At 63.8% G+C, this 21,304-nt stretch carries 24 protein-coding genes; 11 read left to right on the top strand and 13 right to left on the bottom strand.

Annotated features, from left to right (window positions below):
- Positions 1-72: 72 nt before the first annotated feature.
- Both ACQR1W_RS14630 and ACQR1W_RS14625 read right to left on the bottom strand, forming a co-directional pair.
- Entirely contained in the window at positions 73-309 is a 237-nt protein-coding gene (locus ACQR1W_RS14630) for a hypothetical protein (RefSeq protein ID WP_434851423.1), read from the bottom strand.
- A gap of 12 nt (positions 310-321) precedes the next feature.
- On the bottom strand, positions 322-1,086 hold the full coding sequence (locus tag ACQR1W_RS14625) for a TSUP family transporter (RefSeq protein WP_434851422.1): 765 nt from the start codon (positions 1,084-1,086) through the stop codon (positions 322-324).
- 90 nt (positions 1,087-1,176) lie between these two features.
- On the opposite strand from ACQR1W_RS14625, the gene ACQR1W_RS14620 reads away from it, so the two are divergent.
- The 4 genes from ACQR1W_RS14620 to ACQR1W_RS14605 all read left to right on the top strand — a co-directional run bounded on the left by ACQR1W_RS14620 (position 1,177) and on the right by ACQR1W_RS14605 (position 4,201).
- Positions 1,177-2,133, top strand: a complete 957-nt coding sequence (locus ACQR1W_RS14620) for a LysR substrate-binding domain-containing protein (RefSeq protein ID WP_434851421.1) — start codon at positions 1,177-1,179, stop codon at positions 2,131-2,133.
- 190 nt (positions 2,134-2,323) lie between these two features.
- Positions 2,324-2,536 (top strand): hypothetical protein, encoded by a 213-nt coding sequence (locus ACQR1W_RS14615; protein ID WP_008968905.1) that lies wholly within the window; start codon positions 2,324-2,326, stop codon positions 2,534-2,536.
- A gap of 69 nt (positions 2,537-2,605) precedes the next feature.
- Positions 2,606-2,788, top strand: coding sequence for a hypothetical protein (locus tag ACQR1W_RS14610; protein ID WP_035981394.1), 183 nt, complete (start codon positions 2,606-2,608; stop codon positions 2,786-2,788).
- 226 nt (positions 2,789-3,014) lie between these two features.
- A protein-coding gene (locus ACQR1W_RS14605) for an IS3 family transposase (RefSeq protein WP_434851420.1) occupies positions 3,015-4,201 on the top strand; the annotation gives its coding sequence in 2 pieces (ribosomal slippage) (positions 3,015-3,267 and positions 3,267-4,201; 1,188 coding nt in all).
- 55 nt (positions 4,202-4,256) lie between these two features.
- Here the strand turns inward: ACQR1W_RS14605 and ACQR1W_RS14600 are convergent.
- Positions 4,257-6,236 carry an alkyl/aryl-sulfatase gene (locus tag ACQR1W_RS14600; protein ID WP_434851419.1) on the bottom strand — a complete coding sequence of 660 codons (1,980 nt, stop codon included), beginning with the start codon at positions 6,234-6,236 and terminating at the stop codon, positions 4,257-4,259.
- 84 nt (positions 6,237-6,320) lie between these two features.
- Between ACQR1W_RS14600 and uvrB the strand changes: the two genes are divergently transcribed.
- A complete protein-coding gene (gene uvrB, locus ACQR1W_RS14595; RefSeq protein WP_434851418.1) occupies positions 6,321-9,692 on the top strand; it encodes an excinuclease ABC subunit UvrB in 3,372 nt (1,123 codons plus the stop codon).
- Positions 9,693-10,228: 536 nt separating this feature from the next.
- Here uvrB and ACQR1W_RS14590 read toward each other — a convergent pair.
- The 3 genes from ACQR1W_RS14590 to ACQR1W_RS14580 form a co-directional block, all read right to left on the bottom strand.
- Entirely contained in the window at positions 10,229-10,666 is a 438-nt protein-coding gene (locus ACQR1W_RS14590; RefSeq protein ID WP_434851417.1) for a GFA family protein, read from the bottom strand.
- Positions 10,667-10,687: 21 nt separating this feature from the next.
- A complete protein-coding gene (locus tag ACQR1W_RS14585) occupies positions 10,688-11,905 on the bottom strand; it encodes an alpha/beta fold hydrolase (protein WP_434851416.1) in 1,218 nt (405 codons plus the stop codon).
- A 972-nt stretch (positions 11,906-12,877) separates the two neighbouring features.
- Positions 12,878-13,111, bottom strand: a complete 234-nt coding sequence (locus ACQR1W_RS14580) for a hypothetical protein (protein WP_434851843.1) — start codon at positions 13,109-13,111, stop codon at positions 12,878-12,880.
- A 289-nt stretch (positions 13,112-13,400) separates the two neighbouring features.
- On the opposite strand from ACQR1W_RS14580, the gene ACQR1W_RS14575 reads away from it, so the two are divergent.
- The 5 genes from ACQR1W_RS14575 to ACQR1W_RS14555 all read left to right on the top strand — a co-directional run bounded on the left by ACQR1W_RS14575 (position 13,401) and on the right by ACQR1W_RS14555 (position 16,532).
- Complete coding sequence (locus ACQR1W_RS14575) at positions 13,401-13,850, top strand: nuclear transport factor 2 family protein (RefSeq protein WP_008971312.1); 450 nt, start codon at positions 13,401-13,403, stop codon at positions 13,848-13,850.
- A 260-nt stretch (positions 13,851-14,110) separates the two neighbouring features.
- Positions 14,111-14,551: a nuclear transport factor 2 family protein gene (locus ACQR1W_RS14570; RefSeq protein WP_035982453.1), complete on the top strand. Its 441-nt coding sequence runs from the start codon at positions 14,111-14,113 to the stop codon at positions 14,549-14,551.
- A gap of 164 nt (positions 14,552-14,715) precedes the next feature.
- Complete coding sequence (locus ACQR1W_RS14565; protein ID WP_434851415.1) at positions 14,716-15,660, top strand: hypothetical protein; 945 nt, start codon at positions 14,716-14,718, stop codon at positions 15,658-15,660.
- A gap of 152 nt (positions 15,661-15,812) precedes the next feature.
- Complete coding sequence (locus ACQR1W_RS14560) at positions 15,813-16,235, top strand: hypothetical protein (RefSeq protein WP_008971308.1); 423 nt, start codon at positions 15,813-15,815, stop codon at positions 16,233-16,235.
- Positions 16,236-16,394: 159 nt separating this feature from the next.
- Complete coding sequence (locus ACQR1W_RS14555; RefSeq protein ID WP_434851414.1) at positions 16,395-16,532, top strand: hypothetical protein; 138 nt, start codon at positions 16,395-16,397, stop codon at positions 16,530-16,532.
- Between the two features lie 60 nt (positions 16,533-16,592).
- Here the strand turns inward: ACQR1W_RS14555 and ACQR1W_RS14550 are convergent, their stop codons facing one another.
- The 3 genes from ACQR1W_RS14550 to ACQR1W_RS14540 form a co-directional block, all read right to left on the bottom strand.
- On the bottom strand, positions 16,593-16,736 hold the full coding sequence (locus ACQR1W_RS14550) for a hypothetical protein (RefSeq protein WP_008971307.1): 144 nt from the start codon (positions 16,734-16,736) through the stop codon (positions 16,593-16,595).
- A 115-nt stretch (positions 16,737-16,851) separates the two neighbouring features.
- Positions 16,852-17,331 carry a MaoC family dehydratase gene (locus ACQR1W_RS14545; protein ID WP_434851413.1) on the bottom strand — a complete coding sequence of 160 codons (480 nt, stop codon included), beginning with the start codon at positions 17,329-17,331 and terminating at the stop codon, positions 16,852-16,854.
- Positions 17,331-17,786, bottom strand: coding sequence for a MaoC family dehydratase (locus tag ACQR1W_RS14540; RefSeq protein WP_434851412.1), 456 nt, complete (start codon positions 17,784-17,786; stop codon positions 17,331-17,333). The genes ACQR1W_RS14545 and ACQR1W_RS14540 overlap by 1 nt, the downstream gene beginning before the upstream one ends.
- 222 nt (positions 17,787-18,008) lie before the next feature.
- Here ACQR1W_RS14540 and ACQR1W_RS14535 point away from each other — a divergent pair, with 222 nt between their 5' ends.
- Entirely contained in the window at positions 18,009-18,302 is a 294-nt protein-coding gene (locus ACQR1W_RS14535) for a DUF4282 domain-containing protein (RefSeq protein ID WP_035982450.1), read from the top strand.
- 6 nt (positions 18,303-18,308) lie between these two features.
- Here ACQR1W_RS14535 and ychF read toward each other — a convergent pair whose 3' ends face one another.
- The 4 genes from ychF to ACQR1W_RS14515 all read right to left on the bottom strand — a co-directional run bounded on the left by ychF (position 18,309) and on the right by ACQR1W_RS14515 (position 21,304).
- Positions 18,309-19,406: a redox-regulated ATPase YchF gene (gene ychF / locus ACQR1W_RS14530; RefSeq protein WP_434851411.1), complete on the bottom strand. Its 1,098-nt coding sequence runs from the start codon at positions 19,404-19,406 to the stop codon at positions 18,309-18,311.
- Positions 19,407-19,439: 33 nt separating this feature from the next.
- The gene (pth, locus tag ACQR1W_RS14525; RefSeq protein WP_434851410.1) at positions 19,440-20,045 is read right to left on the bottom strand and encodes an aminoacyl-tRNA hydrolase; all 606 of its coding nucleotides are present in this window, start codon (positions 20,043-20,045) and stop codon (positions 19,440-19,442) included.
- Positions 20,046-20,118: 73 nt separating this feature from the next.
- Positions 20,119-20,820, bottom strand: a complete 702-nt coding sequence (locus ACQR1W_RS14520; RefSeq protein WP_434851409.1) for a 50S ribosomal protein L25/general stress protein Ctc — start codon at positions 20,818-20,820, stop codon at positions 20,119-20,121.
- A 220-nt stretch (positions 20,821-21,040) separates the two neighbouring features.
- Positions 21,041-21,304: an accessory factor UbiK family protein gene (locus ACQR1W_RS14515; protein ID WP_434851408.1), complete on the bottom strand. Its 264-nt coding sequence runs from the start codon at positions 21,302-21,304 to the stop codon at positions 21,041-21,043.

The raw sequence follows: 21,304 nt of genomic DNA, 5'->3' as shown, positions 1-21,304 counted from the left end.
TTGCATGAAGCTCGCCGGAACGCGTCCGCGAGTCAATATCCTGACCGGAGCCCGCAGAAATGTGATCGCGCTTCAGGGACAGCGGCCGTGCTCGCGCAGCAGCTGCTCGCCCGCGTCCGTCACCGTGACCACGAGACCGAAACCTGCGATCGTCTCGCGCGCGACATAGCCGCACTCGGCGGCATCCTCCCAGATGGTCAGCCGCGGACACGAGGTCTTCCAGGTCGCGACCACCTCGGCGTGACTGCGCGGTGCACGCGCGATCCATTCGACGAAGTCCAGCACCAGCGGATCGGCTCTTTCGCTCATGCTCGCTCTCCCTCAGTTGGCGGCAAGTGTGCTGCGGGCAAACAGCAGCAGCCACCCGCCATAGAGTATGTAGTAGCTCGCAACCGTCGTGATCAGGCGGTTGGCCCAGATCCGGAACTGCTGGTCGCTCATCGCCTCCAGGATGCGGCGGGCCAGGCTGGTCCCGAGCATCGAGGCTGTAACCGCAACGATCGCGAGCACCGGATCGAGGCTCGCGGCCTGGTCGATGATGCCGCCGAAATAGATCAGCTTGGTGAGGTGGCTCGCGACCTGGCACGTCGCCTTGGTCGCGACGATCGATCGCCGGTCAAAGTGCGCGCCGAGAAAGAACGTATCCATCAGCGGGCCCGAGACGCCGGTCATCAGCATCAGCCCCATGCAGATCGAGCCGTAGAAGGCGCCCTGCCAGATGCTGTCCGGATCGGGCTTCAGGCTCGCCGGCATCATCCGCGCCAGGAACGGTGTCGCGCCCAGCATCAGCAGCGCCGCCGGCTTGTCCGGCACGTAACGCAGCAGCGACCAGGTGCCGAGCGCCAGCGCACAACCGATGAGATAGACGAACACCGGCCGCCACCGGATATGCCGGTGCCACAGCACCGCGCGCCAGCCGTTCGAGGCCATCTGCGTGATCGCGTGCAGCACCATGGCCGCGGGCAGCGGCATCAGCGCCAGCAGCACGCCGATCAGGATCAGCCCGCCGACCATGCCGAAGATGCCGGAGAGGAAGGCGGTTCCAACCATCAGCAATCCAAGCGCTGCAATCAGCATCGGCGTCATGTCGATTCTCCTCGGCACCTATGAATTGCCTGATGTTGCCTGCAGCGCAAACTGAGTTATCTTGCCCTCCATCAGCTTTTCTGGGGGTCTATGCGGCGGCTTCTGTTTCTCAACGGCATCAAGGCATTCGAGGCGGCGGCGCGCAGCGGCAGCTTCGCCGCGGCGGGCGCCGAGCTCAACGTCTCGGCCGCCGCGATCAGCCGCATGGTCAGCCTGCTCGAGCAGCGGCTCGGCGTGGTGCTGTTCGAACGCAAGGCCAACCGCCTGGCGCTCACCGCCGCAGGACGCACCTATCAGGCCGGCCTGACACCGATCTTTGATGCGCTGGCGAGCCTCACCGCGCAAGTGATGGCGCCGGCCAACCGGCGCGTGCTGACGCTCGGCGTCGGACCGACCTTCGCGATGAAATGGCTGATCCCCCGGCTTGCCGATTTCAGCAAGGAAGAGCCCGACATCGAAGTGCGCATCACCACCGGCGGCGCGGCAGTGCCGTTCGGCGACGATTGGAGCTGCGGCATCAGGCTCGGCGACGGCGCCTGGCCGGGCCTGGTCGCGGAGCCGCTGTTCGCCGCCGACCTGTTGCCGGTGTGCACGCCGCGGCTCGCGGCGTCATTGAAGCGGCCCGCCGATCTGAAGGGACCGAGCCTGCTGCGCGTCGCGCACGCAGCCGAGGACTGGCCGCTTTGGTTGAAGGCGGCCGGCATCACGCGGATCACGGCGCGCGGCACGGTGTTCGAATATTATGGCCAGGCGCTGCAGGCTGCAGTCGACGGGCTCGGCGTCGCGATGGGCATCCGGCCCTATATCGATGACGACCTCGCCGCAGGCCGGTTGGTTGCGCCGTTCGCGCTCAGCGTCCCGAAAGGCGAGCGTTGGTATTTGGTGTATCGCAGCTTTCAGACGGGGCACCGTGATTTTACGGCTTTTCGCCGCTGGATCATGCGCGGGGCCGCAACACAACCTGATAGTTCGCACGCGCGCGATGGCAGCCGACAAAAAAGACGTGATCTTGTGAACCGCTTCACACATGGTGTTACGAATCCATGATGAGGTTCTGGTGCAATATGCTGAGATCCGTTGACCAAGATTCGCGCCGCGTGGCCGCCGCAACACGTTCTGCGACAGGTTGGAAGGATATCGGCACCTATGAGTTGCGTACCGCTTTCGATCTGACGTCCCTGGGACGATTCGCGGCACAATGCAGGGCATTCGGACTGCCGGTACTTAGGACTGCTAGATGACGTACAGGTATGAGGACTTCACCATCGAACCGTTCGAGGCGGGTCGCGGGCTGTGGCACGCGCGGATTCGCCGGACGGACATGAGCCCCGTGGTGATCAATGGAGTTTCGTTCCCGAGTCTCGAAGTTGGCTTCGCGTGGTCGGATGTCGAAATGGCCGTTGCCGACGCGAAGAGCCATATCGACCGCTTCCGAAAGCGGTGGGGATAGCCATTGAACCGCCGGCGCATGTCGGCTGACAGCATCTTGACCAGCCCCTCCTAAACGCGGACCGCCATCATGGCCGAGCCTCAAATCCGGCACTGGAGTGCCTTGATCCGCTCTCGTTGTCCCGAGTGCGACGGGCAGCTTGCGGTGCTGCGCGTGATCAACGGCCGCGGCGGCGCCGAATACTGGGCGCTGCAATGCATGGCGTGCCAGGGCGTTCATCTCGACATCATCGAGCCGCCGACGCGGCATTAGTCTTAACTGCGCCACAAGCGCGGGACATGGCTTCCTTCACCGTCATTATTCCGCGCGACAAAATGGCGACGCCATTTTGCGCGGATGGCTGAACCCGGACTCTCGAGATTCTCAGGTGCGCAACTGCGCGCCATCGTTCGATGCTGTCGCATCGTGTGCCCTGTGACCTGCCCCTAAGAATTTCCTCCAGAAGGATTTAGAGTCCGCCCTGACGAAGGACGGACAGATGAAGCGGAAGCGGTTCACGGAAGAGCAGATCATCGCGGTTTTGAAAGAGCACGAGGCCGGTGCGAAGACGGCCGATCTGGCTCGCAAGCACGGGATCTCGGAGGCGACGCTCTACAATTGGAAGGCCAAGTTCGGCGGCATGGACGTCTCCGAGGCCAAGCGGCTCAAGGCGCTCGAGGACGAGAATGCCAAGCTGAAGAAGTTGCTGGCCGAGCAGATGCTCGATGCGGCGGCGCTGCGGGAGCTGCTTTCAAAAAAATGGTAGGGCCTGCCGCCAAGCGCGCCGCAGCGGCGCACCTGCAGGCCAAGCTCGGCCTGTCGGAACGGCGGGCCTGCTCAATCATCGGGGCGGATCGGACGACGGTGCGCTACCGGTCTCGTCGCCCCTCGGACGCCGAGCTTCGGGTCAGACTGCGCGAGCTTGCCAACGAACGGCGGCGGTTCGGCTATCGTCGGCTGTTCATCCTGCTGCGACGGGAGGGCGAGCGATCCGGCATCAACCGTATCCATCGGCTGTACCGCGAAGAAGGGCTTAGGGTGCGCAAGCGACGCGCCCGTCGAAAGGCTATCGGGATGCGGGCTCCGATCCCGGTGGAAGCGAAACCGAATGCGCGCTGGTCGCTGGACTTTGTCTCCGACCAGTTCGCCAACGGTCGGCGCTTCCGCATCCTCAACATCGTCGATGATGTCACCAAGGAGTGTCTGGGCGCGATCCCGGACACCTCGATCTCAGGCCGGCGGGTGGCACGAGAGCTGACGGCCATCGTCGCCTGGCGCGGCAAGCCAGGATCAATTGTGTCCGACAACGGCACCGAGTTCACCTGCAATGCGATGCTGGCTTGGTGCCAGGACAACAGCATCGCCTGGCACTTCATCGCACCGGGCAAGCCGATCCAGAACGCCTTCGTCGAAAGCTTCAACGGCAGGATGCGCGACGAGCTGCTGAACGAGACGCTCTTCTTCGGCATCGCCGAGGCACGGAGCAAGATTGCTGCATGGGTCGCCGACTACAATGGCGAGCGGCCTCACTCCTCGCTGAAATACCAGACCCCGGCGGCCTACGCTGCCACATTCACCGCAACGGGCGATCGGCTGCGCAACCCCGACCAGCTCCGCCGCTCGCCCGTTGCTCCACCCGCGCCAATCGGCGTAAAACCCACTCGGACTCTAAACGCCGCTGGATGAAACTTCAGTGGCAGGTCACCTGGAATGACGGCGCTGGTGACGCGGTCAGATCAGCCTATTCCACCGCGGTCTTGCGCGGCTCGACGATCTCGAAGCCGCCGGCGAACTCGTCGAACATCGCAAACAGCTCCTGCAGCTTCTGCGGATTGCCCGACAGCACAACGTCACCGCTGGTAACAGCCGCGAGCATGGTGCGCTGCTTGGCCGAGATCGCGTTGAAGGTGGCGCGGCTGAGCTTGACGCCGGCATCGGCCTTGTCGTCGAGCGGACCGGCGCGATGGGTCAGCGCGGAATTCTCCAAATTCATCACCTGCGTCTCGCCGGTATCGGTGAAGGTCCAGTCGATGACGATATGCTTGCCCTCGGCCTTGGCCGCGTTGAGGCGCACGCCGAGGAAATCGAAGGCGAGATCGATGCTGACGCCCTTGAGCAGCTCGGCATTCGCAGCCGCAGCTTGCGGCTTCGGCGGACCGCTGCGCAGCTCGGCCGCGCCGGTGAGATAGGCGTCGCGCCAGGTCGCGGCCTCGCTCTGATAGCCGAGTTGCTCCAGCGCGTCGGCGCCGAGCGCGCGTGCCGCCTTGTTGTCGGGATCGGCGAAGACGAGCTGGCTCATGATGCTCGCGACCCAGCGATATTGCCCGGTCTTGAAATCCTCTCGCGCCCGCGCCAGCACGGCGTCCGCGCCTCCCATGTAGTCGATCGTCTTCTTGGCAGCCTCGGCGCGCGGCAGCGGATCGAGGTCGGCGGGATTGGCGTCGTACCAGCCGAGATAGAACTGATAGACCGCTTTGGCATTGTGGCTCAGCGTGCCGTAATAGCCGCGCGCCGACCAGTCGCCGGCGAGACTCGCCGGCAGCCTCAAGCGCTCCGCGATCTCGGTCGGCGTCAGCCCGTGATTGAGCAGCCGCACCGACTGGTCGTGGATGAACTTGTAGAGATCGCGGTGCCGCTTCAGGAAGGCGGTGATCCGCTCATTGCCCCACATCGGCCAATGATGCTGCGCAATCACGATGTCGGTGCGGTCGCCATAGCGTGCGATGGCGTCGCCGATATAGCGCGACCAGATCCTCCCGTCGCGGATCTCGGCGCCGCGCAGCGTGTAGAGATTGTGCATGTTGTGGGTGGCGTCTTCCGCCATGTCGAGCAGTTTGAACTGCGGAAAATACAGCAGCATCTCGGCCGGCGCCTCCGAGCCCGGCACCAGATGGAATTCGATCTCGACGCCGTCGACCGTGCGCGTCTCGTAGTCCTGCTTGATGACGTCGTTGGGCTGGACCAGCGACGGCGTGCCGCGCGACAGAGCCTTGCCGAGCCCGACATCGATCTGCCCGCGCTCGCCGACCGGCAAGTTGATGCCATACATGTATTGGGCGCGGCGGGTCATCGCGGTGCCCGCGATGACGTTCTCAGCCACCGCATGCTCCATGAAGCCGTCGGGCGCGATCACCTTGACCTTGCCGGTGGCGGCATCATCAGCAGTGATGACGCCCTTGGCGCCGCCGAAATGGTCGATGTGACTGTGTGTGTAGATCACGGCGACGACCGGCTTGGCCGGACGGTGTTTCAGATAGAGCTCGAGCGCGGCCTTCGCAGTCTCGTTCGACAGCAAGGTATCAATCACGATCAGCCCGGTGTCGCCTTCGATGATGGTCATGTTGGAGATGTCGAGCCCGCGCACCTGGTAGACGCGCTCGGCCACCTGGAACAGGCCGTTGACGGCATTGAGCTGCGCCTGCCGCCACAGGCTGGGATTGACGGTCGGCGGCACCTGATCGCTGTTCAGGAATGCGAACGGCCGGGTGTCGAACGCCGGCGCGCGCGGACCGGCGATCACGCCGTCCGGCACTGTGGCGATGAAGCCGCGCTTGGCGTCCTCGAAATCGGCGCGATCGGACAAGGGCAGATCCTTCGCGAAGGCCTCGTTGGCAGCGCGTGTCGCCGGCTCGGCGGCCTGCTGTGCTGCCAGCTGCTGACAATGCACCAACGCGGCGGCGAGCGCCGCTCCCGCGATCAAGGCCTTGCGCGTTCCGCTCATCGGTTTCCCCCGTGTTCCAGGCTGGCGCGGCAAACGCCGGCCTTCGCTCTTTTCTGCCGGCCGTTTCAGTCCCATATTCCGGCCATGGCGAAGAATCCAGACGCTCCCAAGAAACCCGCGAAATCTCCCAAGTCCAAAGCACATCGGCCAGACGTTCAGCCGATCGGGCCGGCGCTCGCCGAGCTCCTGAACCCCGCGATCAACAGGGGCGAAAGCGGCATCGGCTCCTCGACCGGATTGCAGCCGCCGCCGGACAATTCCTGGGACCGCCGCTCCGGCGGCGAAGCCGCCGCACACCGCGCCCGCGCCTCGACGCGCGGCAAAAGCGCTGAAGTCACCAAGCGCGACGCAGCCGAGCCGCCCGCGATGCCGCTGCGGCCGAACCCGCAGCCGATGGGAGCGCGGTCGTCCTCAAAGAGCGATCCGTCGCATAGCTTGTCCCCACCCAACCCTCTCAAAGCGAGCGAAGCTCGTCTCGACCCGCAAGCGGGGGAGGGCCTGAAGTCGCGAGAGCCGGGCACTACCATCAGTTCTGAAACGAAGGCCGCGCCACTTGCGTCCCCTCGCCCGCGTGCGGAGGAGGATCAGGGCGGGAGCGACGCGAGCACCGATCAACATGGCCTCGCCGAAGCCCCGCAGGCCAATTACGGCACCTCGGCCACCATCCCCACGCTCGATCCGGAGCTGGCGCGGCAGCTCGGGCTGCCCACTGCGGAGGACGATGACGAGGCGCTCGCCCGTCCCCCGCGCAACAAGATGGAGGCGCTCGGCGTCAGAGCCACCGCGGAAGCGCTGGAGGCGCTGATCCGCGAGGGCCGTCCGGAGTTCCGCAAGGACGATGGCTCGCTGAAGGTGTGGACGCCGCACCGGCCGCCGCGCCCGGAGAAGAGCGAAGGTGGCGTTAGCTTCGAGATCAAGTCGTCCTACGAGCCGAAGGGCGACCAGCCGCAGGCGATCGCCGAGCTGGTCGAGGGGATCAATCGCAACGATCGCACGCAAGTGCTGCTCGGCGTCACCGGTTCCGGCAAGACCTACACGATGGCCAAGGTGATCGAGGCGACGCAGCGCCCTGCCCTGATCCTGGCGCCGAACAAGACGCTGGCGGCGCAGCTCTATGGCGAGTTCAAGAGCTTCTTCCCCGACAACGCCGTCGAGTATTTCGTCTCCTATTACGACTACTACCAGCCTGAGGCCTACGTCCCCCGCACCGACACCTATATCGAGAAGGATTCCTCGATCAACGAGCAGATCGACCGCATGCGCCATTCGGCGACGCGCGCGCTGTTGGAGCGCGACGACGTCATCATCGTCGCCTCAGTGTCCTGCATCTACGGTATCGGCTCGGTCGAGACCTACACCGCGATGACCTTCGCGCTGAAGAAGGGCGAGCGCATCGACCAGCGCCAGCTGATCGCCGATCTCGTCGCCCTGCAATACAAGCGCACCCAGCACGATTTCACCCGCGGCACCTTCCGCGTCCGTGGCGACGTCATCGACATCTTCCCGGCGCACTATGAGGACCGCGCCTGGCGCGTGAACTTGTTCGGCGACACCGTCGAGAATATCGAGGAGTTCGATCCGCTCACCGGCCACAAGCAGGACGAGCTCGAATTCATCAAGGTCTACGCCAATTCGCACTATGTGACGCCGCGCCCGACCCTGGTGCAGGCGATGAAGTCGATCAAATCGGAGCTGAAGATGCGGCTCGACCAGCTGCATGCGCAGGGGCGCCTGCTGGAAGCACAGCGGCTGGAGCAGCGCACGACGTTCGACATCGAGATGATGGAGGCGACCGGCAGTTGCGCCGGCATCGAGAACTACTCGCGCTATCTCACCGGTCGCCGCCCCGGCGAGCCGCCACCGACCTTGTTCGAATATGTCCCGGACAACGCGCTGGTGTTCGCCGACGAAAGCCATGTCACCGTGCCGCAGATCGGCGGCATGTTCCGCGGCGACTTCCGTCGCAAGGCGACCTTGGCCGAATACGGCTTCCGCCTGCCCTCCTGCATGGACAACCGCCCGCTCCGCTTCGAGGAATGGGACATGATGCGGCCTCAGACCGTCGCAGTATCGGCCACGCCAGGCGGCTGGGAGCTGAACGAAAGCGGCGGCGTGTTCGTCGAACAGGTCATCCGCCCCACCGGGCTGATCGATCCGCCAGTCGACATCCGCCCCGCGCGCACCCAGGTCGACGATCTCCTCGGCGAGGTCCGCGCCACCGCGGCGGCCGGCTATCGTTCGCTGATCACGGTGCTGACCAAGCGCATGGCCGAGGACCTCACAGAATATCTGCACGAGCAGGGCATCCGCGTCCGCTACATGCACTCGGACATCGACACCATCGAGCGCATCGAGATCATCCGCGATCTCAGGCTCGGCGCGTTCGACGCGCTGGTCGGCATCAACCTGTTGCGCGAGGGCCTCGACATTCCCGAATGCGCGCTGGTCGCGATCCTCGACGCCGACAAGGAAGGTTTCCTGCGCAGCGAGACCTCGCTGATCCAGACCATCGGCCGCGCCGCGCGCAATGTCGACGGCAAGGTGATCCTCTACGCCGACCAGGTGACGGGCTCGATGGAGCGCGCGATCGCCGAGACCAACCGCCGCCGCGAGAAGCAGGTGGAGTACAATCAGGCCAATGGCATCACGCCGGAAAGCGTGAAGAAGTCGATCGGCGACATCTTGAACTCGGTCTATGAGCGCGACCACGTGCTGATCGAGACCGGCGGCGGCACCACCACGGATGACGTCATCGCGATCGGGCATAATTTCGAGGCGGTGCTCGCCGATCTCGAAACTCGGATGCGCGAGGCCGCCGCCGACCTGAACTTCGAGGAAGCCGCCCGCCTGCGCGACGAAGTCAAGCGCCTCCGCGCCACCGAGCTCGCCGTGGTCGACGACCCCACCGCGAAACAGAAAACGGTGCAGAACCGCGCCGGCGCCTACACCGGCTCGAAGAAATACGGCGACGCCGCCAATTTGCCGACCACAGCCCTGAAGGGCCGCGGAAGTGCACGCGGCGGCTCTTCTTCACCCTCCCCTGGAGGGGAAGGGTCGCGCGGCGCAGCCGCGCGGGGTGGGGTGAAGCCCCACGACCCGCTTTTGCCCTCCTTCGACGAAATCACCGGTTCTTCTAACCGCACCGGCGGTCCCTCCTCTCCCTCCCCCCTTGCGGGGTCCGAGGCGAGCGAAGCTCGCTCTCGAGGTCGGGGTGGGGGGTCCACGAGTCGGGACCGTCATGGTGACGCAAGCACTGGCTCCAAAGTCCACAAGCCCCATCTCGACGAGATGCACGGCCCGGAGTCCCTGCCCTACCGCCCCAACCCCAAGCTCCCGGAAAAACCGTTCGGCTCATCGAGCCGCATCATCCAACCAACCAACTCCCGCGACTCCGGCCCCGAATTCGGCCCCGCCCCGCGTTCGACCGGCGGCGCCCCGGGGAAGAGAGGCGGTTGAAAGAAAAGGTAGCTAGCGTCGAGACTCGAGTGGCCTGTCAGGGTCAATCACCGTGAGTGATGTCGACGCGTAGCGCAGGACATAAGGCTTTCCGGCGGGCTTCCCGGTCGGTTGTTCATTGCCGAAGAATGCGACATAGCAGTCGTAACCGCCATCAATCTCCTCATTGAGCCAGCAGTGGATGACAACGCCATACTCCGGGCCGCCCTCCTCAAGGCCATCGTACCGAACGTGCGTCCCAGGAGGGAGATAGGGGCCTTGAATGGCTTGATTAGCAGTCATGGTCCGCTCTCAAACTTGCTCGCATCAATTGCAACTACGTCGATGTCCTCACCGGCCGTCCACTTATTCCAACGTCATTCCGGGGTGCGCGCAGCACGAGCCCGGAATCCATTTGACACCGGCAGCGAGGTTAATGGATTCCGGACAGCCGCTGCGCGGCTTCCGGAATGACGATCGGACAAATTGCATCCTATGACGAACCGCGATGCCCCGAACCTACTCTCTACAAGTAGTCGTTTCGGTTGGCGCCGGCTTCACGCCGGCGGCTCTCGTGACTTTTCAGGTTTCGACCGACCGTCATTCAGCCCTTGCGGAAACTGCGGAAGGTCATCCGTGATGACGAACCACGGCGCCTTGCTGTCGACATGGACGTGGAGCTCGGGACGGACGCCGGGGTCGTCATCAAGAGGCCCGAGCGGGACACCATAGTAGGGAAGTTCCGCGAACTTCGAGAGGATCGGCGAACCGCAGACGCTGCAAAACCCGCGATGGGTGCCGGGGGACGACTCATAGAACGTCACGACGTCTTCGCCCTGCAGCCATTCGAATTCCGATGCCTTTACGCTGGCGCGGCTTCGGAACGCCGCCCCCTGCGCCTTGCGGCACATCGAGCAGTGGCAATTGAGCGCACCGGACAGCGCACCATTGATCCTGTATTTGACGCGACCGCACAGGCAACTGCCACGGATCATGCTCCCCTCCTCTGCATCACCTCAATACGGCCGGCCCTTCGGCGCCCGGGCGTCATAGTGAAAGGTCGCCCCGCCCTTCGCCACCTCGTCGAGAAATGCGCTAACCTCCCGATTCAAAAACTCCACATCCGCCGGCAGGAAGCCGCCGGCCGCGGCGTGGCCGGTGACGCTGCCGGGCGAGATCGTCTTGATCGTCACGTCAGGAATGTTCTTCCCCATCTCGATCGGCTCGAACTCGGGATTGAGCAGGTCCTTGGTGCCGGTCAGGATCAGCGTCTTGGCCTTGATCGACTCCAAGGCTTTGGCGGTGTCGCCGTTGAAGCCGGGCGTGGTGCCGACATCGTGCCTGTCATAGGCCCAGGTCTGATAGATCCAGTCGTCGGCATCGAACGCCTTCAGCGCCGCCGTTTCCTGCTGCTCCATCCAGGGCACCACGTCCAGCCCGTTCTTGAACTGCGCCGCATACATGTCGGGTGTGCGAGCGGCCAGCAACGCGACGATATCGCGCCAGAGCCGGACGCCCTGCTCCGGCGGCGTGTCGTAGTTGCCGTCCTTCCACGCGGCATCGTTCATGATGGCCTTGCGCGACGCCTGCATTACCGCGACTGACCACGCCGGCGTCTTTGCCAGCGGCACGATGGCGACCAGCGAGTCCATGAACTCCGGATGGCTGACGCCCCATTGCAGGGTCTGCATGCCGCCCATGGATGGGCCGACCACGGCGACGACATGGTCGATGCCAAGCTTCTCCGTGAGCAGGCGGTACTGCGACTCCACCATGTCGCGGATCAAGAATTTCGGAAACGACATGCGCGGCTGCTGCTTCGAATTGCTCGGCGATGTCGTCAGCCCGTTGGCGATCGCATCGGTGCATACGATGAAATACTTGCTGGTGTCGAGCGCCCTGCCCGGCCCGATCATGAAGTCGAGCCGGTGATGATTGCCCGAGATCGCCGTCACCATCAGGATGGCATTCGATTTCTGCGCATTCAGCGTGCCGTGGGTAACGTAGGAGATCGAGAAATCCTTGATCGCCTCGCCACTTTCGAGCTTGAGGTCGCCCTCATTATAGAGCTGGTGCGGCGGCTGCTCCGGCGTGTGAGCCATGGCTGGCCACGACACGAGCAGCGCCACCGCGAGTGCGGCATTGGATCCCCTGATCATCACGTCAGTCCTCCCGATGTCGTCGAGACGCTTCAGCTCGTTCTGGCCGCCCGCGAGCATAGGAGCTGCGCGCATCGCGACAAGATCTCCGCATCAGAAATTGCTTCTGGTGCGAGAGGAATAAAGTCGGCCAGCTGCGGTTTCGCGGCGCGCGCTCCCACTGCGTCTGGCGTGTTCGGAAGATCACCTTTAAGAGACCCGCGGCAGAAAACGATCTGTGATCTGTTGTGTGACTGCCCGTCGCGTTACCATGCCGCAGGCAGATTCCCTTGCCGTGTCGGGCAAATCACCGCCATCATCTCGCTTGTCCTGCTTCCACATGAGGGGCGTACGCGTCGTCACGATACGTGGGAAGCGGGATGCGGTGGACGCGCGCGGGCTGCACGACGAGCAGCACTGAGCGCGGACGGTGAAGTCGCGTGGTCCTGATACTCCGACGCTAGTATCCAGCGCAACGCGCCAAGCGCGTTGTCGCGACACGGTGGCCAGAAAGCCCGGCGCACCGGGGAGATCGCGTATAAGCCGTAAACCATCGCGCAGGGAAGGCCGGTTGCTCCGGCTCGTACCTGTGGTTCTGCCGCGTGCTTTTTTGCTGCACGCGGACCATGGGTGCGGTCGGCACCTGGCCTTCCCTGCGCCCTCTATCTTCGAGGGCGAGACCAGATGCAAAGCTCGGGCGCGATGCGCCGCGAGGATGAGGTGGTGCGTCCGATCTGCTGTCATGCCCCAGTCTCGAGCCCGAGGACAGGCTCCAGCGGGGGATCCATTACGGGGCGGAGTCTCAGCTCAACAACAACTGTCCCTGGAATACTGGATCGCCCGCTTTCGCGGGCGATGACAATCGTTAGCTCATCGGTTGTTTGACAAGTGAATCAGAAGCGAACGAAGCGTGCCGGCACGCTCTTCACCGCGAGCTTCCGGCCTCGCTATCCAGATCGTAGACCGTAGGGTGGGCAAAGCGAAGCGTGCCCACCCTGCAGGCGCGGTGCTAGTAGTTGCAGTGGGTGGGCACGCGCTTCGCGCTTTGCCCACCCTACGCCGAACGGCTCAGGTCCGACCGTTATCCTGGCTCTGCTGCTGGCGATCCTGATCGCGCTCCTGCTGCTTGGCGCGGTGGCGACCATAGAGGCAGCCGGCGGCGGCGCCCAGCATGCCGTGATGGCCGGCATAGTGGCCGGCAACGCCGCCCACGATCGCGCCCTTGATGCACCCCTTGGCCTCGGCGGCCTGGGCGGACACAAGCGCGGCGGCCGCGACGGACAAGGCGATCAGCGTCTTCATATCGATGCTCCGGAAGGAAATTGTCGCGTCATTAACCACCAGCACAGGCCGCAGTTCCCGATCGATCAGCGGCCGACACGTTTGCAGCGACATCCGCATCAGCATCGCGCGCGAATCACCCGCCCCATCGCCGCGACCAGGGTACAGAGCGACTGTCGCGGTCCTGTCGTTACGCACTGTTCACCCTCTCAGCGATTCCGCACGCTTGCAATCGCGGAGGTGGTTGACGGTCGCAAGCCCCTGCGCGCAACCTGCGAACAACGGCCGGGTTTCCCGTCACGGAGACAGCATGATCGAGCAGACCAATCGCGAACGGGTGCTGCAGCTGATCGATGCCTATGCCGCCGGCGATTTCGACAAGGTGCTGTCGCTGTGCAGCGAGGATGTCGAGCATATCGCCTCGGCGCCGATCGACATCCTCCCGCATCTCGGGCCGCGCCGCGGCCAGAGCGCGGTACGGCAGATGTGGGAGACCGTGCGCAGCCGCTATGTCGAGCGGCGGCACGAGATTCAGGCCCTGCTCGCCGACGGCGACCAGGTCGCGGCCGATATCCGCGTCTACCTGCGCAAGCGCTCCAACGACCGCATCGTCCGCTACGACGTCGCCGTGTTCTACACCCTGAAGGACGGCCGCATCACGCGCATCCGCGAGATCATGGACACATTCGACCTGGTGCAGCAGGTGGTGGAATGCGATCTCGCCGCGCTGGTGATGGAGCATCTGCCGCGCGAGTCGTGAGCGGGTCCCGCTGCGGCTGCCCAAATTGCGGAGCGCGCCGTGACAATCGCTATCGGACGCGCGTCCACTCCATGAGAGCGCCGCTGAACGGATGGAGACAGCGCAATTGTGCATTGCAAAAATGTGATTTGCACCACGGCAGAATCTGCTTATCTCCAAGCCTCGGAATTTACCAATGGCGCCCTTGGCCGCGACGTCGTGAATGACGTTGCCCGATGGCCGGCGCGCGCTTTGCAAGCCAGTTCAGGACCTATTTTAACATGGCAGAGCACAGTCTCTGGCGTCTGTCGCGCGCATTGCAGTGCGCGGTCAACGACCGTCATTTCGAAGATCTCGCTGATCTGCTCGACGAGGACGTCGACTGGGCGATCTACGGCCCAATCGACATGTTTCCCTTCCTCGGCGCACGCCAGGGTAAAGCCGCTGTCGTGGAGGCGGTCAGGCAGCTTGCGCATAGCCTGCGCATTCGACGGTTCGAGCGCGAAACCGTGATGCTCGATCGCGATGGGGCGGCCTCGATGGTGCGCTGTTTGTTGACGGCGCGTGATTCGGAGAAGCCAATCACCACGCGCTTTGCGCATTTCGCGCAATTTCGAGCCGGCAAGCTGATTCGCCTGCGCGTGCTGGTCGACACGTTTGACCTGGTCGAGCAGACGCTCGGCCGGCCGATTCACCTGCCGCGAATCGGCTCCTTTGCCTGAAAGAGACAGCGCGCAGTGATGGAATCCGGGGGCCGCCGATCTTGTGGACCGGTGTTTTGGATCACGCTTGTCCAACCAACACGTGACTTGCGCAGTCATACGTCTGCGCCCAGATTCCACCATAATGCGGCGTGATTTTCCGCGACGCGCGGGGGTTGGTTCTCATGATGATCGGCAGGTTGACGCTGGCTTTTTTGGCGGCGGGCGCGGGCTTTGCGGCGTCGCCGGTTGTGGCGCAAAGCCTCACACAACCGCCGAAGCAGCAGCCGCTGCAGCTGGTACCCTGGCAGCAGATCGCGCCGCCCGCCGATGAGGCGACCGACTATGCAGACGATGCGCCGAAGACCGCCGATGCCGATCCGATGAAGGATGTCGACATTACCAAGCTCGACTGGAGCCAGCTCAATATCGATGCATCCTCCTTTTTCGACCGCCCGGAAGCGAAGACCAAGTCTGGCAAAGCTGCCGCAGCTGGTGGCAGCAGCGATCTGAACTGGTCGAACAACAACAAGGCGAACGGCGCTTCCGCCGTATCGGTCAAGCAGAGCGTGTCGCCGTTCTGGGATGCGCGGATCGGCGCCGACATGACCGTGACCAAGCAGCCGACCACGATGTCGGAGCTTCTGGCGGAGAAAGCCGATAATGGCGGCAGCGTGCCGCAGTCCGGCGGCAGCGCCTGGGCCGCAGTCACCGCGCCGGGCGCCGGCGCGATCTGGGACAAGACGGCGATCGAAGCGCGCGTCGATCCGAACGCGGACCAGAGCAAGATCGGCACCACCGTCACCAAGGCCGTGCCGCTCGACGGCTACAATCTCTCCCTGCAGAACGGCTACAATTTGAACCAGCAGGGCATGGTGCCGCTGCCCGGCGCCGCGCCGCGCACCAACCGCAGCTTCGACACCGAGCAGTCGGCCAAGCTCTCGATCGGCGACACCGGCACCAGCGTGACCGCCGGCCAATCGCTGTCGTCGAGCGACGACAAATGGCTGCGCAAGGTCGGCGCCGAGCAGAAGCTCTATGATGGCGTCACCATCTCGGGCTCAGTCGGCGAGACTGCGCAGGGCACCACGAGCAAGAGCATCTCGGCGGGATTCAAGCGCAGCTGGTGAACGCCACACATAGGGCAATCCGTAGCTAATGGTCGAAGCATTGCCGCATCTTGGCCGCGATGTAGCCCCATTTCGCCGCAACTGATAGCTCCACGTCACTTTCGTCGTGCGGGGACACCGCTCTCACGTAACGCGCAACAGGGATATAGCCGATGAATGCTATTCGTCCGGACAAGGCCGAAGGAACGGAAACCGAGCTGAGTGCCGATCTCGCGGCGGTCTCCGAGGTCGAAGCCGGAATCCGGGATTTCGTGCGCAACGACATCGCCTATCTGCGCCGCCCGGGCCCGACCAATGGGGCCGATCCTGCGCTGGTCGACGTCTCGACGGACGCTGCGGTCAACAACGTCAATTCGTTGATCCAGCGCGTCGCCGGCACCTCGCTGTCGGAGATCGAGCACCTGATCTCGGAGCTGGAGAGCCTGCGCGACGTGCTGCATGCCGAAGGCCAGCGCGTCCAGCGCGAGATCGCCAGCTATGCTCAGCTCAGCCAGGCCGCGATGAAGTCGACCCGCATGATCGCCGAAAGCGTGACGCAGTGGAAGCGCGCCGCCGACGGCCTGCGCAACGGCTAAAGCGACCGCTGAATCCCGATCGACCGCCGCGCGGGCACCCTCGCGCGGCGGTTTTGGTTTTTCGCTGCAGATGGCTTGAACGTCGGATCAGTCGCCCGCGACCAAGACCCAACACCGCCATGCCGGCGGTCTTGCATGCGTCGAGGGGCTGACATTTTCATGGAAACGATCCGACCGGAAAACGCCGCTCCCATTCCTTTGCGGCAACCACTGCCGCGGATGGGCAGCATCATCATCCGCTTTGTCGGATTGCTGTCGATCGCCGTCGCCGTGCTGGCGCTGATCTGGAGCCGTTGAGGAGCAGGTCAGTCATTGCCTGCCGAGCGATCGCGACCGCCAAGCATGGTTAACGAAGCGTTACTGGCCGTCGATTGCGGTTGCTTCGAGCGTATAGGAACCGTCCGCGTAGCCCTTCACGACCATGCCGGTGGCGAGCATCACCGCAAGCGTCACGCTGGCAAAAATGAAGCCAAGAAGTTTCAGGCCGCCGCGATCCGCCATACTCATCCCCTACCAACTATATCCTGGGTGGCTGTCTTATAGAGTCGCGGTTCAAAATGCGTTAGCGCGAAGTTTGTTCCGGTAGCACAATCCTGCGTGCCGTGACCTTTTCGCCTCAACCTCTGTTCCGTCGCGGGATGAAGGCGGAAGCGAGCAAGGAGAACACCAGCTCGCCGCGTTGATTCGTGCCGGCGTTTCGCGCTTGCACGATCCCCCATTGCGGGCGCGAGGCGGACGGACGCAAGGATTCGATCTCGCTCGCAAAACTGATGGTGTCACCAGCAAGCACCGGCTTGAGCCAGCGCAGATCGCGAAATCCCGGCGAGGGTCCGCCGACGACAACCGGCTCACCGCGGCCGCGCGCGAGCTCCGCAAGGCGTTGATTGTCGGCGACGAGAAGCTTCATGCAGACGCAGCCGACATGCCAGCCGGACGCGGCGAGCCCTCCAAACAACGAGTTGCGCCCTTCCTCTTCGTCGAGATGAAAGCGCTGCGGATCAAATTGCGCAGCAAAACGTTTGATGTTCTCGGCAGTGAACGTGAACGCGCCGAGTTCGCGCCGTTGGCCAAGCTCGATATCGTCGAAAAACCGCATCAGCCACCCCGCCCTTCCCGCCGCTCGACGATGATCGGCGAAATCATCTCGCACAGCGTCTCTCCCGCGGCGTTCCGAACCACGCATTTGAAGGTGACGATGCCGGTCGCCGGACGGCTGCGCGAAACCCGTGCTTCTACGACCTCGACGTCGAGCATCAGGTCGTCGCCTGGGCGCAACGGAGAGATCCAGCGCACCTCGTTGACGCCGGGCGACCCGAGCGAGGCCGTGCGGCCGATGAAGCCGTCGAACAGCATCCGCATCATCAGCGAACAAAGGTGCCAGCCCGATCCGGAGAGACCGTTGAGCATGGAAGCGCGGGCCGCCTCCTCATCAAGATGCATCGGCTGCGGGTCGAATTCGGCGGCGAAGCCGATGATCTCCTCGCGCGTCACGTGTTTCGGACCAAAACTGCCGAAATGTCCTTGCGGAAAATCTTCGAAGGTGAGTGTCATGGACTGGTCAATGGCTGAAAGAAGCCCGATTGTGGCCGCACTTTGCGGCAATCACAACCTGCTCACCCGCATGGCTCGCACTCCATACTGCCGAAAGCGACGGCTGCGGCTCTTAGCAGTCACATTCCGGCAAGACCTGGACGCGGGGTTGGGACAGATGCGCAGGGTGGGCATTCGGACCAAATCCTGGTCCACATTCGACTCGGGCTGGGGGAGTTAACGATGTTCGAATTTCGCGATTTGTTTCAGTGGGACCGCTTCATCACGCCGGCGATCATCAAGACGTTCTACTGGCTCGTGATTGCGCTCGTAATCCTGTTCGGCGTGTCCGGAATCTTCTCCGGGCTCGCCGCAATGGCGATCAGCCCGTTCGGCGGCTTCCTGATGCTCCTGTCATCGATTGCCGGCGTGATCGTCGGCATCGTGTTCTCGCGCATCATCGCCGAGTTTGTCCTGATCGTCTTCCGCATCAATGAGCATCTCGGCGCGATCCGCGACCAGGGCCGGATGCACTGACGGTGTTTACGTATTGAAACGGAAATGCATCACATCGCCGTCAGCGACGACGTAATCCTTGCCCTCGAGCCGGAGCTTGCCCGCCTCGCGCGCGCCGGACTCGCCGTTGAACGCGACATAATCGGCATAGGCGATGGTCTCGGCGCGGATGAAGCCCTTTTCGAAGTCGGTATGGATCACGCCGGCCGCCGCCGGCGCCTTGGTGCCGCGGTGAATGGTCCAGGCGCGGGCTTCCTTCGGACCGACCGTAAAATAAGTAATGAGATCGAGCAGCTGATAACCGGCGCGGATCAGCCGATCGAGGCCGGCCTCCTCAAGTCCTAGCGTATCGAGAAACTCGGTCCGCTCCTCGCGCGACAAGGTCGCAATCTCAGATTCGATCTTGGCCGAGATCACGACGGCGACCGCACCTTCCTTTTCGGCGTTCTCGAACACCTGCCGCGAGAAGCTGTTGCCGTCCTTGGCCGAACTCTCCTCGACATTGCAGACGTAGAGCACCGGCTTGGAAGTCAGCAGGCCCAGCATGCCGAAGGCACGCTCCTCCTCCGCCTTACGTTCCAGGAGCCGAGCTGGCTTGCCGTCACGTAGCAGCTCGAGCGCCCGCGTGACGAGCTCGTACTGCTCCTTGGCATCCTTGTCGTTGCCCTTGGCCTTCTTAGCGAGATTGTCGACGCGCTTTTCGAGGCTGTCGAGATCGGCAAGCATCAGCTCGGTCTCGATGGTCTCGATATCAGCAAGCGGCGCGATCTTACCCTCGACATGGGTGATGTCGGAATCCTCGAAACAGCGCACGACATGCGCAATCGCATCGACTTCGCGGATGTTGGCAAGGAACTGGTTGCCCAGGCCCTCACCTTTCGAAGCGCCGCGCACCAGACCCGCAATGTCAACGAAGGTCAGCCGAGTCGGAATGATCTGCCCGGATTTGGCAATCGCTGCGAGCTTCTCGAGTCGCGGATCGGGCACGGCGACCTCGCCGACATTCGGCTCGATGGTGCAGAACGGGTAGTTGGCCGCCTGCGCCGCCGCCGTCTCCGTCAGCGCGTTGAACAGCGTCGATTTGCCGACATTGGGCAGCCCGACGATTCCGCATTTAAATCCCATAATCCGTCCCGAATTGCTTTGGCCGGGCGCGCATCATGCAGCGCCGGCATCACCCTTCTCCAAAAAACCTTTGGACTGCAGCGCCAGGTGCACCTTGTTGGCGAAGGTGGAGTCGCGTCCGCCGGTCAACAGCCCTGCATTGTCGGCGACCGCCTCACACAGCGCCTCGACCCACGGCATATCGGCTTTGGCAAAGTCCGACAGCACATGGCCGTGCACCAATTCCTTGACGCCGGGATGACCGATGCCAAGCCGCACCCGGCGATAGTCGTTGCCGATATGCGCCGAGATCGAGCGTAGGCCATTGTGGCCGGCGATCCCGCCGCCCACCTTGACGCGCAGCTTGCCAGGCGCGAGCTCAAGCTCGTCCTGAAACACGGTGACATCACCGACACCAATCTTGAAAAAGCTCACGGCTTCCTGCACGGCGCGGCCGGACTCGTTCATGTAGGTCGTGGGCTTCAACAGGATCACCCGCTCGGAGTCGAGCGTGCCCTCCGAGGTCTCGCCCTGAAAGCGCCGGCGCCAGGGCGAAAAGCCATGACGCCGCGCGATCGCGTCGGCGACCATGAAGCCGATATTGTGCCGGTTGCGCGCATATTTCGCGCCGGGATTGCCGAGTCCGACAAACAGCAGCATGACGCGGCATCCGCGCTTTAGGCCAATGCTCAGAAGCTCGCGAGGGCATCGCGAGCTTCTGAAAACATACAGGCTACTTCTTCTTGTCGCCGCCAGCGGGCGCCTTGGCGGCAGCAGCCGGGGCCTTGGCAGCCGCAGCCGGAGCCGCAGCAGCAGCCGGCGCTGCGGCACCCGCAGCCGCGGCAGCGCCAGCAGCCTTCTGCTCGTCGGCGTAACCGGACGGTGGCACGATGGTCACCAGCGTGGCGTCCCCGCGCAGCGGCTTGACGCCAGTCGGCAGCTTGACGTCCGACATGTGCAGCGAATTGTTGATCTCGAGCCCGCCAACATCGGCCTCGATGTACTGCGGAATGTTTTCCGCCAGACATTCGAGCTCAAGCGTGTGGGTGACGATGTTGACCGTGCCGCCACGCTTCACGCCCGGCGAGGTCTCCGCATTGACGACGTGCAGCGGCACGCTGACGCGAATGGTCGCGCCCTGCCCGAGCCGCATGAAATCGACATGGATCGGGAAATCCTTCACCGGATCGAGGTGGAAGTCGCGCGGAATCACGCGATGCTTCTTGCCGTCCAGGCTGATGTCGAAAATGGTCGTCAGAAACCGCCCGGCGCCGATGCGCTGGCGCAGTTCGCGGTCCTCGACCGAGATCGGCAGCGGGGGCTGGCTATCTCCATAAATCACTCCGGGCACTCTCCCGGCGCGACGCTCTGCCCGTGCGGCCCCCTTGCCGACTGACGGACGGGCGGTCGCCTTCAGTTCTCTGACGGTCGCCATCTTGCTAAGTCCTTGTTTTAAAAAGTTAAAGGCCGCAACGCGGCCCGTTCTCGCAAGTCCAGCGGCAAGCCTCCAGGGGTGCGGGGGCCGCGGACGTGGCGGCGTTCTAGCCGCAAAGCGGCAAAATGACAAGGAAATGAAAGGATTTTCTTGCGTGCCGTTTCCCCCTCGGGGCCCTTCACGGCAGGTCCTTGCCGGGCCCCGGCGAAATCCCTCGCCCTCAGCCGGGCTGCCCGCTGCCGAGCTTGCCTTCCAGTACGGCGATCCGCGCCTTCAGCGCCTCATTCTCCTCGCGCGCCAGGCGCGCCATCTCCTTGACCGCCTCGAACTCCTCGCGCTTGACGATATCGAGATCGTTCAGGATCTTCTCGGCCTGGTTGCGGATCACCGCATCGACCTCGCGCTTCATGCCCTGGGCTGCGCCCGCGGCGTCGTTCATCAGGCGACCAAGTTCGTCGAAAAACCGATTGGTGGTCTGGGTCAT

The organism is Bradyrhizobium sp. HKCCYLS1011 (assembly GCF_051167795.1).
Taxonomy (GTDB): Bacteria; Pseudomonadota; Alphaproteobacteria; order Rhizobiales; family Xanthobacteraceae; genus Bradyrhizobium.
Note: the sequence above shows the minus strand (reverse complement) of the source record. Positions and strands in the feature narration are given on the sequence as shown.